The sequence below is a fragment of the Pseudomonas sp. NPDC089396 genome (assembly GCF_044749545.1).
Taxonomy (GTDB): Bacteria; Pseudomonadota; Gammaproteobacteria; order Pseudomonadales; family Pseudomonadaceae; genus Aquipseudomonas.
Map to the genome: position 1 here is coordinate 608,936 of NZ_JBIVIC010000001.1, position 12,993 is coordinate 621,928.

Annotated in this window: 12 protein-coding genes; 11 read left to right on the forward strand and 1 reads right to left on the reverse strand. The window is 64.5% G+C overall.

The window, feature by feature from the left end; genetic code table 11:
* From ACIPZB_RS02840 to ACIPZB_RS02850, 3 genes are read left to right on the forward strand one after another with little or no spacing between them, the layout of a single operon-like run.
* The gene (locus ACIPZB_RS02840; protein ID WP_400638918.1) at positions 1-1,020 is read left to right on the forward strand and encodes an aminoglycoside phosphotransferase family protein; all 1,020 of its coding nucleotides are present in this window, start codon (positions 1-3) and stop codon (positions 1,018-1,020) included.
* Positions 1,017-1,688, forward strand: coding sequence for an N-acetylmuramate alpha-1-phosphate uridylyltransferase MurU (murU, locus tag ACIPZB_RS02845; RefSeq protein WP_400638919.1), 672 nt, complete (start codon positions 1,017-1,019; stop codon positions 1,686-1,688). Before ACIPZB_RS02840 ends, murU begins: the two co-directional genes overlap by 4 nt.
* Position 1,689: 1 nt before the next feature.
* A complete protein-coding gene (locus ACIPZB_RS02850; RefSeq protein WP_400638920.1) occupies positions 1,690-2,454 on the forward strand; it encodes a TerB family tellurite resistance protein in 765 nt (254 codons plus the stop codon).
* Between the two features lie 113 nt (positions 2,455-2,567).
* Here the strand turns inward: ACIPZB_RS02850 and ACIPZB_RS02855 are convergent, their stop codons facing one another.
* The gene (locus tag ACIPZB_RS02855) at positions 2,568-3,566 is read right to left on the reverse strand and encodes an alpha/beta hydrolase family protein (protein ID WP_400638921.1); all 999 of its coding nucleotides are present in this window, start codon (positions 3,564-3,566) and stop codon (positions 2,568-2,570) included.
* Between the two features lie 95 nt (positions 3,567-3,661).
* On the opposite strand from ACIPZB_RS02855, the gene ACIPZB_RS02860 reads away from it, so the two are divergent.
* The 8 genes from ACIPZB_RS02860 to ACIPZB_RS02895 all read left to right on the forward strand — a co-directional run bounded on the left by ACIPZB_RS02860 (position 3,662) and on the right by ACIPZB_RS02895 (position 12,957).
* Positions 3,662-6,049, forward strand: a complete 2,388-nt coding sequence (locus tag ACIPZB_RS02860) for a PAS domain S-box protein (protein WP_400638922.1) — start codon at positions 3,662-3,664, stop codon at positions 6,047-6,049.
* Positions 6,050-6,059: 10 nt separating this feature from the next.
* Positions 6,060-6,689, forward strand: a complete 630-nt coding sequence (locus ACIPZB_RS02865) for a response regulator transcription factor (protein ID WP_008091214.1) — start codon at positions 6,060-6,062, stop codon at positions 6,687-6,689.
* A 147-nt stretch (positions 6,690-6,836) separates the two neighbouring features.
* On the forward strand, positions 6,837-7,961 hold the full coding sequence (locus ACIPZB_RS02870) for an ABC transporter ATP-binding protein (RefSeq protein WP_008091215.1): 1,125 nt from the start codon (positions 6,837-6,839) through the stop codon (positions 7,959-7,961).
* Between the two features lie 40 nt (positions 7,962-8,001).
* A complete protein-coding gene (locus ACIPZB_RS02875; protein WP_400638923.1) occupies positions 8,002-9,036 on the forward strand; it encodes an ABC transporter substrate-binding protein in 1,035 nt (344 codons plus the stop codon).
* A 141-nt stretch (positions 9,037-9,177) separates the two neighbouring features.
* On the forward strand, positions 9,178-10,425 hold the full coding sequence (locus ACIPZB_RS02880; RefSeq protein ID WP_400638924.1) for an ABC transporter permease: 1,248 nt from the start codon (positions 9,178-9,180) through the stop codon (positions 10,423-10,425).
* A gap of 11 nt (positions 10,426-10,436) precedes the next feature.
* On the forward strand, positions 10,437-11,264 hold the full coding sequence (locus tag ACIPZB_RS02885) for an ABC transporter permease (protein ID WP_400638925.1): 828 nt from the start codon (positions 10,437-10,439) through the stop codon (positions 11,262-11,264).
* A gap of 203 nt (positions 11,265-11,467) precedes the next feature.
* Complete coding sequence (gene rpe / locus ACIPZB_RS02890) at positions 11,468-12,142, forward strand: ribulose-phosphate 3-epimerase (RefSeq protein WP_008091221.1); 675 nt, start codon at positions 11,468-11,470, stop codon at positions 12,140-12,142.
* A complete protein-coding gene (locus ACIPZB_RS02895) occupies positions 12,139-12,957 on the forward strand; it encodes a phosphoglycolate phosphatase (protein WP_400638926.1) in 819 nt (272 codons plus the stop codon). Before rpe ends, ACIPZB_RS02895 begins: the two co-directional genes overlap by 4 nt.
* Positions 12,958-12,993: the final 36 nt, after the last annotated feature.

A 12,993-nucleotide genomic window follows, 5' to 3' on the forward strand; every position in this document is an offset into this window, starting at 1 on the left:
ATGCCTGAACACGATGCACGCCTGCAACAACTGACTGTCTGGCTCGATGAGCAGCTCAATGAACTTTTCCGCCGTAACGCCTGGGGCGAGGTGCCTGAAGGCAGCCTGACCGCCGCCAGCAGCGACGCCAGCTTCCGCCGTTACTTCCGCTGGCAGGGCGCGGGCCGCAGCTTCGTGATCATGGATGCACCGCCCCCCCAGGAAAACTGCCGACCATTCGTCGCCATCGACCATCTGCTGGCCGGGGCGGGGGTGCATGTACCGCAGATTCACGCACAGGACCTTGAGCGCGGCTTCCTGCTGCTGGGTGACCTGGGTCATCAGACCTACCTCGACATCATCGACGCCGAAAACGCCGATCCACTGTTCGCCGACGCCATCGATGCGCTGCTGGCCTTCCAGCGCCTGCCGATGGATGCGCCGCTGCCCAGCTACGACGACGCGCTGCTGCGCCGTGAAGTCGAGCTGTTCCCTGAATGGTACGTGGGTCGCGAGCTCGGCAAGGTTTTTACCGACGAGCAGAAGGCTGCCTGGCAACGCACCAGCCAGTTGCTGATCGACAGCGCCCTGGCCCAGCCCAAGGTGCTGGTGCACCGCGACTACATGCCGCGCAACCTGATGCAGAGCGCACCCAATCCCGGCGTGCTGGATTTCCAGGACGCGGTCTACGGCCCTGTCACCTACGACATCACCTGCCTGTTCAAGGACGCTTTCCTCAGCTGGCCACAGGCCCGAGTCGAAGGCTGGTTGCGCAACTACTGGGACCAGGCGCAAGCCGCCGGTATCCCGGTGCAGCCGGCATTCGAAGACTTCCAGCGCGCCAGTGACCTGATGGGCGTGCAGCGCCACCTGAAGGTTATCGGCATCTTCGCCCGCATCTGCCACCGCGACGGCAAGCCGCGTTACCTGGCGGACGTGCCGCGTTTCTTCGCCTATATAGAGGAAGTGGTCAGCCGCCGTCCGGAGCTTGCGGAACTGGGTCAGCTGATCGCCGAGCTCAAGGCCGGAGTACCTGCATGAAAGCGATGATCCTGGCAGCAGGCAAGGGCGAGCGCATGCGTCCGCTCACCCTGCACACCCCCAAACCCCTGGTGCCGGTTGCCGGTCAGCCGCTGATCGAGTACCACTTGCGCGCCCTGGCGGGCGCCGGTGTTACCGAGGTGGTGATCAACCATGCCTGGCTTGGCCAGCAGATCGAGGACCACCTGGGCGATGGCAGCCGTTTTGGCCTGAGCATTCACTACTCACCAGAGGGCGAGCCGCTGGAGACCGGGGGCGGGATCTTCAAGGCGTTGCCCCTCCTGGGCGAGGCGCCGTTCCTGCTGGTCAATGGCGATGTCTGGACCGACTACGATTTCACCCGCCTGCAGGCGCCGCTGCAGGGGCTTGCGCACCTGGTGCTGGTCGACAACCCAGGCCACCACGGGCGTGGCGATTTCCGCCTGCAGGGGGAGCACGTAGTGGATGGCGACGATGCGCCCGGCACCCTCACCTTCAGCGGCCTGTCGGTACTGCATCCGGCCTTGTTCGAAGGCTGCCAGGCAGGCGCCTTCAAGCTGGCGCCGTTGTTGCGCCAGGCCATGCGGGCGGGTCAGGTCACTGGCGAGCATTACTGCGGGAACTGGGTCGATGTCGGCACCCTGGAGCGCCTGGCCGAGGCCGAGCGCCTGATCGGCGAGCGCGCTTGAGATGTGGTGGCCAGGCACTGTGATCGGGCTGGGCGCGGGATTCGCAGTTGCCAGCATTCCCGGTGCGCTGCTCGGGGGGCTGCTGGGTCAGGCCATGGACCGACGCCTGCGGGTGCAGGGTTGGGAAGACATGCGCGAACGGCTGGGCGGTCGCCCGGCCCTGGGTGATGAGGAGTTGCTGTTCGTGCTGCTCGGACGGTTGGCCAAGAGCGATGGGCGGGTAGCCGAGCAGCATATCCGGCAGGCCCGGCAGGAAATGGTGCGCCTGGACCTGGCCGAGGCGCAGCGGCTGCGTGCGATCGCCGCATTCAACCGGGGCAAGGCGGGCAAGGACCGGTTGAACGGGCACCTACGCCGCATTCGCCTGCAGCCACATGCGGCGGAGGGCACCCTGCGCGCGTGCTGGCGCATGGCCTGGGCGGACGGCAAGGCCGGCCAGCATGAGCGTGATTTACTCCTGGACTGGGGGCAGAAGCTGGGCCTCAGCCGGCGGCAGGTGCAGGCCATGTCGCTGGAATACGAGCCACGCAAGGCCCCTGTGAGCCCGGACGTGATGACCTATGCGGCGGCGCTGCGGCTGTTGGGGGTAGAGGCCGACACCGACGGCGACCGGGTCAAGCAGGCGTATCGCCGCTTGGTCAGCCGGCACCATCCGGACAAGCTGGCCGGGAGCGGGGCGAGTGAGGTGCAGGTGCGCGAGGCGACCGAGCGGACGCGTGAGTTGCATCAGGCCTATGCCTTGATCCGCAAGCGACGGGGTCTTTGAGGGTCCTATCGCCGGCAAGCCGGCTCCCACAGGTACTGCGCAGGGCTTGAAGCCTGTGGGTACTCCTGTGGGAGCCGGCTTGCCGGCGATAGGGCCAGTACAGACCGCGCAATTTATTCCTGCGGTGCCATCCACCCGCGCACGCGGCGGAACAGCTGCTCTTGCTCGGCCTCCTTGTTACCCGGCATGGCAATCAAGGAGAGTTGCTTGTACTGGCTGTCCTTCTGCCGCTTGCTGGCCTGCAGGCGCAGCTCGGCAGCCTTGCGGTCGGTGCTGCGGGTTGCGTAGTAGAGGTCGGCAGCCGGTACCTTGAGGGTAGGTGCCAGGCTTTCCAGGTCATGCTCGACCCGTGCGGGCGTCTGCGCGGCGACCATCACCAGCTTCTGCACCTGTGCTGGCTGCTTTTCGCTCAGGTAGCGCGCCGCCCAGTACGCACCGCTGCCATGGCCGATCAGCACGATGCTGCGTGCGTTGTGCTGCTGGGCATAGGCCACGGCGGCGTCCAGGCGCGCGAAGATGCGCTCGGCATCAGCCTGGTCATTCTGCTCGCTGGCCTGCTCGGCGTCGGTGCTTTGCGCGGTGTCGGTATCGGCCGCCGTGGCCTGGGCAATATTGGCGTTGGCGTCTGCAGGCGTGTCCTTGGCCGGGGCTATTTCACCCTGGTCTTCCTGCACCTCGGCTACCGGCTTGCTTTCGATCCGTGCTTGCGGGCTGTCGGCCAACAAGTCGGGCAGGCTCACGCTCAAGCTGTGCCAGCCGATATCGGGGAACTTGCGTCGCAATGGGCCGACCGCGTTGGGCCAGTCGGCGTTTTCACCGGCCCCTGGGACGATGATCACGGCGCCTTGCGGGTCGCTGTCGTTGGCCGGCTTCCACAGCGCCAGGAAACTTTCGTTGCCAGCCTGCAGGGTCTGTTGCTCGGCCTTGGGCACCAGGCGCTCCAGCGCCTGTGCATCTTCCTGGCTACGTTCGAGCAGGGGTGGCCGCGGGGCGGGGGCGGCGGCAGCTTCGGCGGCCGCGGGTGGTTTTTCACCGTCGGCGGCCAGGGCGCCGAGGGGCAGGAGCGAGGCCAGGCAGCACATTGCCAGCGTCGTGCGATAAAGTGTGAACATGAATCAACCCAAGGCCGGAATAGTACCGGCAGCCTAATAGTATTTGCCCGTGACGGCCATGCTGCATGGCCGCCCTTGCCAAGACGAGCGTGTGAATGAAGCGATTGCGTCTCCTGTGGGTTATCGGCTGCCTGTGGCTGCCCTTGATCGCCTTGGCAAGGCCGGAAGTGGCGCCAGCGGTGGTCCTCGAACCCGCCCAACAGCAATGGCTGGAGAGTCACCGCAGCCTGCGCGTCGGCGTGGTGCTGCAAGCGCCCTATGCCCAGTTCGATCGCCGCCTGCAGCAGCTTTACGGTGCCAATGTCGAGTTGGTGAACGGATTGGCCGGGGCGCTCCAGCTGGACCTGACCTGGCGCAACTTCGCCGACCAGGCCAGCCTTGAGCACGCCCTGCAGGCGGGCGAAATCGATTTCGCCCCCGGCCTGACCCAGACCCCGGCCAGCTTGCGCCTGTGGCTGTTCAGCGATCCGTACATGCGTGTGCCGCAACTGGTGGTGGGGCCACGCACCGGGGCAATGGCCGTGGAGTTGGAAAAACTCGAAGCCGACGAGCGTGTGGCAGTGCGCATGCCCAGCGTGCTGGCCGACTACCTGCGTGGCAATTACGGCAACCTCAACCTGCAGGGCGTGCCTAGCGAGCGCGAGGCCTTGCAGTTGGTGGTCGGCGGTCAGGCCAGCTTTGCGGTACTCGACGAGGCCCAACTCAGCCGGCTGTCGCGAGAGAGCGAGTTCAGCGAGCTGGTGGTGGCCGGCGACATTGGCCTGCCGCAGTTGCTGCGGGTCGGTTCGCGCCGTGACTGGCCGATGCTCGCCGATGTGCTCGAGCGTGGCCTGCAGGCCATGCCGGCCAAGGAACTGGAGCAGCTTCACCAACGCTGGTTGCAACCCAGATACCCGCGCCTGAGTGATTCGACCGGCTTCTGGCAGAACCTCGCCTTGCTGTTCGGCATGTTGCTGCTGTGTGCGCTTGCCACCATGGTCTGGCAGCGCCGTCAGCAGCGGCAGCTCGAGCGCAGTCTGCTGGCAGCAAGGGAGAACCTGAGCGAGCGGCAGGTGCGCGAAGAGGCGCTGCGCCTGAGCCAGTTCGCCATTGACCAGAGCACGGTGGGTATCCTCTGGGTCAACTGGGACAGCCATGTGCGCTACGCCAATCATGCCGTGGAACGCATGCTCGGTTATGCCGAGGCCGAGTTGCTCGAACGCCCATTGATCGACTTCGAGCCCAACCTCGGCATGGACCGCTGGCTGCAGTTGTGGAAAGGCGCGCGTACCGGCGAAGGTGGTGTGCGGCAGTTCGAGACTCACTGCCTGCGTGCCGATGGCAGCCTGCTGCCGGTGGAGCTGTCGCTGAGCTTCCTGCGCTTTCGCGATGCCGAGTACCTGGTGGTCTATCTCGCCGATGTGACCGAGCGCCACCGCGCGCTGGCAGCGTTGCGTGAGAGTGATGCGCGGTTGAAGGGGATTGCTGGCAATGTGCCAGGCCTGGTGTTTCGCCTGGAGCCTGCTCCCGCCGAAGGAGACCCGGAATTCCCCTACATCAGTGAGGGCAGCGAGGCGCTGGTCGGCTACACCCCCGCGCAGATCCAGCACCCGCAGATGGGCTTGCGTAACCTGGTCCACCCCGAAGATCGGGCCAACTACCACCAGGTGCAGGACCTGGCCATTGCCAGTGGCCAGGACTGGTCCTGGCAGGGGCGTATCCTGACCCGCGACGGCGAACAGCGCTGGGCTGACATCAAGGCCAAAGCCCGGCGCCTGGCCAACGGCCGGGTGGTCTGGGACGGTGTGGTCTGGGACATCACCCAGGGCAAGCGGGCCGAGCTGGCGCTGGCCAGGTCCCAGGAGCAGCTGCGCGAACTGTCGGCACACCTGGAGAGCGTGCGCGAGGAAGAAAAAGCCCGGATCGCCCGCGAAGTGCACGATGAACTGGGGCAGATGCTGACGGTGCTCAAGCTTGAAGTGTCGATGTGCGAGCTGGCGTTCGCCGAACTGGACCCCGCGCTGAACGAGCGCCTGGCCAGCATGAAGCGCCTGATCGCCCAGTTGTTCCAGCTGGTGCGCGATGTGGCCACGGCATTGCGCCCGCCGATTCTCGACGCAGGCATCGCTTCGGCCATCGAATGGCAGGCCCGGCGTTTCGAAGCGCGCACGCAGATTCCTTGCCTGGTACAGGTGCCGGAAAATCTGCCAGCATTGAGCGATGCCAAGGCCACCGGGCTGTTCCGCATCCTGCAGGAGGCACTGACCAATGTCATGCGCCACGCCCAGGCGCACAGCGTGGAGATCGAGTTGGTGCGCGAAGGTGGGCAGTTGCGCATGACGGTCAGCGACGACGGCCGTGGCTTTTGCCACGATCAACCCAGGCCGACCTCGTTTGGCCTGGTAGGGGTGCGTGAGCGGGTGTTGATGTTGGGCGGCAGCATGACGTTGGACAGTGAAGCGGGCGAGGGCACCAGCCTGAGCGTGGCCATTCCGTTGGAGTAGGAGAACGAGCGTGATTCGAGTGCTGGTGGCCGAAGACCACACCATCGTCCGTGAAGGCATCAAGCAACTGATCGGCTTGGCCAAGGACATGCAGGTGGCGGGTGAGGCCGGTAATGGCGAGCAGTTGCTCGATACCTTGCGCCACACCCCATGCGAAGTGGTGCTGCTGGATATCTCCATGCCAGGCATGAACGGCCTGGAAGCGATACCGCGTATTCGTGCGCTGCAGGATGCGCCGGCGATCCTGATGCTGTCGATGCACGATGAAGCGCAGATGGCTGCCCGCGCGCTCAAGGCCGGCGCGGCTGGCTATGCCACCAAGGACAGTGACCCGGCCTTGCTGCTGACGGCGATCCGCCGGGTGGCCGGAGGCGGTCGCTACATCGACCCGGCGCTGGCCGACCGCATGGTGTTCGAAGTGGGCCTGACCGAAACCCGGCCCCTGCATACCTTGCTCTCGGAGCGGGAGTTTTCGGTGTTCGAGCGGTTGGCCCAGGGCGCCAACGTCAATGACATCGCCCAGCAACTGGCGTTGTCGAGCAAGACCATCAGCACTCACAAGGCGCGGCTGATGCAGAAGCTCAAGGTCAATTCCCTGGCTGAATTGGTGAAGTACGCCATGGAGCACAAGCTGGTGTGACCGTTCTGTTTGCGACATGCGTGTAGGGCAATCCTTACACGCAATTCTCCACCTGGATGATGGCATTCTCTCAGCAGCCCCGATTTCCGGGCGCTTGCGCCTGCACTAGTCTTTTGCCACGCAGTCATCCAACAAGAAGGTGCAGGCATGAGCGAGGCGAATTCGAACGCGACCACCGGCGAGACGCTGGTCAGCTTCCGTGGTGTGCAGAAGAGCTACGACGGCGAATCGCTGATCGTCAAGGACCTCAACCTGGACATTCGCAAGGGTGAATTCCTCACCTTGCTCGGCCCTTCCGGCTCGGGCAAGACCACCAGCCTGATGATGCTGGCCGGTTTCGAAACCCCCACCGCCGGCGAAATCCAGCTGGCAGGCCGCTCGATCAACAACGTGCCGCCGCACAAGCGCGACATCGGCATGGTGTTCCAGAACTACGCGCTGTTCCCGCACATGACGGTGGCCGAGAACCTGGCCTTCCCCTTGAGCGTGCGCAACCTGAGCAAGACCGACATCAGCGAGCGGGTCAAGCGGGTGCTCAACATGGTCCAGCTCGACGCGTTCGCCAAGCGCTACCCCGGCCAGTTGTCCGGGGGCCAGCAGCAGCGTGTGGCGCTGGCCCGCGCCTTGGTGTTCGAGCCACAGCTGGTGCTGATGGACGAACCGCTCGGTGCCCTCGACAAGCAGCTGCGTGAACACATGCAGATGGAAATCAAGCATATCCACCAGCGCCTCGGCGTGACCGTGGTGTACGTGACCCACGACCAGGGCGAGGCACTGACCATGTCCGACCGCGTGGCGGTGTTCCACCAGGGCGAGATCCAGCAGATCGCCGACCCACGCACCCTTTACGAAGAGCCGCGCAACACCTTCGTCGCCAACTTCATCGGCGAGAACAACCGTATCAACGGCATCCTGCTGGCCAGTGACGGCAACCGCTGCCAGGTGCAACTGGCGCGCGGCGAGCGGGTCGAGGCGCTGGCCGTGAACGTCGGCCAGGCCGGTGAACCGGTGACCCTGTCGATCCGCCCTGAGCGCGTGCGCCTCAATGGCCACAGCCAAAGCTGTGTCAATCGCTTCTCTGGCCGTGTGGCCGAGTTCATCTACCTGGGCGACCACGTGCGCGTGCGCCTGGAAGTCTGCGGCAAGGCCGACTTCTTCGTGAAGCAGCCGATCGCCGAGCTCGACCCGGCACTGGCCGTGGGCGATGTGGTACCGCTGGGCTGGGAGGTGGAGCACGCGCGCGCGCTCGATCCGATTGCCGAAGCCCACTGATGGATTGCTTCACCAACCCTGTACTGTGGAGAGAATAATAATGCGCAAGCAGTTGAAACTGACCGCCCTGGCCCTTGGCCTGTTCGCCGCCGGCCAGGCCATGGCGGCGGACTTGACCGTGGTTTCCTTCGGCGGCGCCAACAAGGCGGCCCAGGTCAAGGCGTTCTATGAGCCTTGGGAGAAGGCCGGCAAGGGCAAGATCGTCGCTGGGGAGTACAACGGTGAGATGGCCAAGGTCAAAGCCATGGTCGATACCAAGAGCGTGTCTTGGAACCTGGTGGAAGTAGAATCGCCAGAGCTGGCCCGCGGCTGCGACGAAGGCATGTTCGAAGAACTCGACCCGGCCCTGTTCGGCAACGAAAGCGACTATGTGAAGGGCGCCATCCAGCCGTGCGGCGTGGGCTTCTTCGTCTGGTCCACGGTGCTGGCCTACAACGCCGACAAGCTCAAGACCGCGCCTACCAGCTGGGCCGATTTCTGGGACACGAAGAAATTCCCGGGCAAGCGCGGCCTGCGCAAAGGCGCCAAGTACACCCTCGAATTCGCCCTGATGGCAGACGGTGTGGCACCGAAAGAGGTGTACCAGGTGCTGGGCACCAAAGAAGGCGTGGACCGCGCCTTCAAGAAACTCGACGAGCTCAAGCCGAGCATCCAGTGGTGGGAAGCGGGCGCCCAGCCGCCACAGTACCTGGCCTCGGGTGACGTGGTCATGAGCTCGGCCTACAACGGCCGCATCGCCGCCGTGCAGAAAGAGAGCAACCTCAAGGTGGTGTGGAACGGCGGCATCTACGACTTCGACGCCTGGGCCATTCCGAAAGGCGCCAAGGATGCGGACGAGGCGAAGAAGTTCATCGCCTTCAGCGTCCAGCCCGAGCAGCAGAAGACCTACTCCGAAAACATCGCCTATGGCCCGGCCAATTCCAAGGCCGTCAGCCTGCTGTCGGACGACGTGAAAAAGGACATGCCGACCACGCCTGAGAACATTGCCAACCAGGTGCAGATCGACGTGGCCTTCTGGGCCGACAACAGCGAGCAGCTGGAGCAACGCTTCAACGCCTGGGCGGCGAAGAAGTAAACGATAGGGAGCCGCTACGCGGCTCATCGCCGGCAAGCCGGCTCCCACAGGTGGAGTTGACCACCTGAGGGTGTGGGAGCCGGCTTGCCGGCGATGGGCTGCGCAGCAGCCCCAATTTCAGCCTGTTTTGCGGAGTTCGCCATGGCCATTGCAGTGCCCCTCAACGAAGGCGCAGGTCCAAATCTGAAGCAGCGTCTCAAGCACGCCGAGCGGGTCAACCGCTGGAAGGCGCAGGCGTTGATCGCGCCGCTGGCGCTGTTTCTCCTGCTGGTGTTCCTGGTGCCGATCGCGGCGCTGCTGTTCAAGAGCGTCGGCAACCCGGAAGTGGTCGGCGGCATGCCGCGCACCGTGGAAATCATCGCCCAGTGGGACGGCAAGAGCCTGCCAGGTGAAGAGGTCTACAAGGCCCTGAGCCAGGACCTGGCCGAGTCACGCAAGAATCAGACCCTGGGCGACCTGTCCAAGCGCCTGAACATGGAGCTGGCCGGCTACCGCAGCCTGTTGGCGAAAACCGCGCGGGCGCTTCCGTTCAAGACAGAGCCGGCCTCTTATAAAGATGCCCTGCAAGCCCTCGACGAGCGTTGGGGTGACCCGGCCTACTGGCAGGCGATCCGCCGCAATACCAGCCCGGTAACTTCGTTCTACCTGCTGGCGGCGCTCGACCACCGTATCGATGATCTCGGCGAACTGGCCAAGGCCACGCCCGACCAGGCCATTTACCTGGATATTTTTGCCCGCACCCTGTGGATGGGTGTGGTGATCACGGCCATCTGCCTGGTACTGGCCTACCCGCTGGCCTACTTGCTGGCCAACCTGCCGACTCGGCAGAGCAACCTGCTGATGATTCTGGTGCTGCTGCCATTCTGGACCTCGATCCTGGTGCGGGTGGCGGCGTGGATCGTGCTGCTGCAGTCGGGCGGGCTGATCAACAGTGCGCTGATGGCCATGGGCATCATCGACCAACCGCTGGAGTTGGTGTTCAACCGCACTGGCGTGTACATCTCGATGGTGCACATTCTTCTGCCGTTCATGATCCTGCCGCTGTACAGCGTGATGAAAGGCATTTCGCCCAGCTACATGCGCGCGGCGATTTCGCTCGGTTGCCACCCGTTCGCCAGCTTCTGGCGGGTGTACTTCCCGCAGACCTACGCGGGCGTGGGCGCCGGCTGCCTGCTGGTGTTCATCCTGGCCATCGGCTACTACATCACCCCGGCGCTGCTCGGCAGCCCCAACGACCAGATGGTCAGCTACTTCGTCGCCTTCTACACCAACACCAGCATCAACTGGGGCATGGCCACCGCGCTGGGCGGGCTGTTGCTGCTGGCGACCGTGCTGCTGTACCTGATCTATAGCTGGCTGGTCGGCGCCAGCCGTCTGCGCCTGAGCTGAGGAGCCTTGTGATGCTGAGCCCATACATGTCATCCGTTGAGCGGGTGTGGTTCTACAGCCTGCGCATTCTGTGCGGCCTGATTCTCTTGTTCCTGGTGTTGCCAGTGCTGGTGATCGTGCCGCTGTCCTTCAACAGTGGCAGTTTCCTGGTGTATCCACTGCAGGGCTTCTCGATGCAGTGGTACCAGGACTTCTTCGCCTCGGCGGAATGGATGCGGGCGCTGAAGAACAGCATCATCGTTGCGCCGGCGGCCACGATCCTGGCCATGGTGTTTGGCACCCTGGCGTCGATCGGACTGACCCGAGGCGATTTCCCGGGCAAGTCGCTGGTGATGGCGCTGGTGATTTCGCCGATGGTTGTGCCGGTGGTCATCATCGGCGTGGCCAGTTACCTGTTCTTTGCCCCACTGGGCATGGGTAACAGCTTCATCTCGCTGATCCTGGTGCATGCGGTGCTGGGCGTGCCGTTCGTCATCATCACGGTGTCGGCGACTTTGCAGGGTTTCAACTACAACCTGGTGCGGGCGGCGGCCAGCCTGGGCGCCTCGCCGTTGCTGGCCTTCCGCCGGGTAACCTTGCCGCTGATTGCGCCTGGGGTGATCTCCGGCGCGCTGTTCGCCTTCGCCACCTCGTTCGATGAAGTGGTGGTGACGCTGTTTCTTGCCGGGCCGGAGCAGGCGACACTGCCACGGCAGATGTTCAGCGGCATTCGCGAGAACCTGAGCCCGACCATCGCGGCGGCGGCGACCTTGCTGATTGGCTTCTCGGTGGTGTTGTTGCTGACCCTGGAGTGGTTGCGGGGGCGTAGCGAGAAGTTGAGGACCCAGCAGCCTGCCTGATAGACGTTTGCCTGGGCTGGCCTCATCGCCGGCAAGCCGGCTCCCACAGGATCTCCACTGTCCTCCTGTGGGAGCCGGCTTGCCGGCGATGAGGCCGGTTCAGGCAAAGAAGGCACTCGTCGAGACGGATTGATACCAATCAGCCTTCATTCGATTCCGTGAGTTACAATGCGCGCCACCGTGATTCTGCCAACAGGTGCGCCATGCAGCCCTACGCTATTGCCCCCTCCATTCTCTCCGCCGATTTCGCCCGCCTGGGCGAAGATGTCGACAAGGTGCTGGCCGCCGGGGCCGACATCGTTCACTTCGATGTGATGGACAACCACTACGTGCCCAACCTGACCATCGGCCCGATGGTCTGCACCGCGCTGCGCAAGTACGGCGTGACCGCGCCGATCGACGTGCACCTGATGGTCAGCCCGGTCGATCGCATCATCGGCGACTTCATCGAAGCTGGCGCCACCTACATCACCTTCCACCCGGAAGCCACGCAGCACATCGACCGTTCGCTGCAGCTGATCCGTGACGGCGGCTGCAAGGCCGGCCTGGTGTTCAACCCGGCCACCAGCCTGGATGCCTTGAAGTACGTGATGGACAAGATCGACATGGTCCTGCTGATGAGCGTCAACCCAGGCTTCGGCGGGCAGAAGTTCATCCCCGGCACCCTCGACAAGCTGCGCGAAGCCCGTGCGCTCATCGACGCCAGCGGCCGTGACATCCGCCTGGAAATCGATGGCGGCGTCAACGTCAACAACATCCGCGAGATCGCTGCCGCCGGTGCGGACACCTTTGTCGCCGGCTCGGCCATCTTCAACGCCCCGGACTACCAGGAAGTCATCGCCAAGATGCGCGCCGAAATGGCCCAGGCCCGCCCATGAGTGGCTTCGAGCAGCTGTTCCCCGGGGCGCTGCCCAGGCTGGTGATGTTCGATCTGGACGGTACCCTGATCGACTCGGTGCCAGACCTGGCCGCTGCCGTGGACCGCATGCTGCTCGAACTCGGGCGCCAGCCCGCAGGCCTTGAAGCCGTTCGCCATTGGGTCGGAAACGGTGCCCAGGTGCTGGTGCGCCGGGCGCTGGCTGGCAGCATCGACCATGCTGCGGTAGACGATGCTCTGGCGGAACAGGCGCTGGCGCTGTTCATGGAGGCCTATGCCCAAAGCCATGAACTGACCGTCATCTATCCCGGTGTCCAGGACACCCTGCGCTGGCTGCGCAAGCAGGGCGTGGAAATGGCGCTGATCACCAACAAGCCCGAGCGTTTTGTCGGGCCGTTGCTGGACCAGATGAAGATCGGCCGCTACTTCCGCTGGATCATCGGCGGCGACACGCTGCCACAGAAGAAACCCGACCCCGCAGCACTGCTGCACGTCATGAAGATGGCGGGCGTCACGCCAGAGCAGTCGTTGTTCGTCGGCGACTCGCGCAGCGACGTACTGGCGGCCAAGGCCGCCGGCGTGCAGTGCGTCGGCCTGAGTTATGGCTACAACCATGGCCGGCCCATCGATGAAGAGACCCCGAACCTGGTGATCGACGACCTGCGCGTGCTGCTGCCCGGTTGCGCGGACTCGGCCACTGGGATAACGTTGGCGGACCTTCAAGCCTCACCCGACAGAGAGTCCACCGTGGCGGTCACTGGCAAATTCTGGATGAAAGTCATCAAGGCCCTGGCCCGTTGGCGCTGGCGCGCCTGACTTATGCCCGCCGGCGCCTGCCGGCCCGTCCGCTTG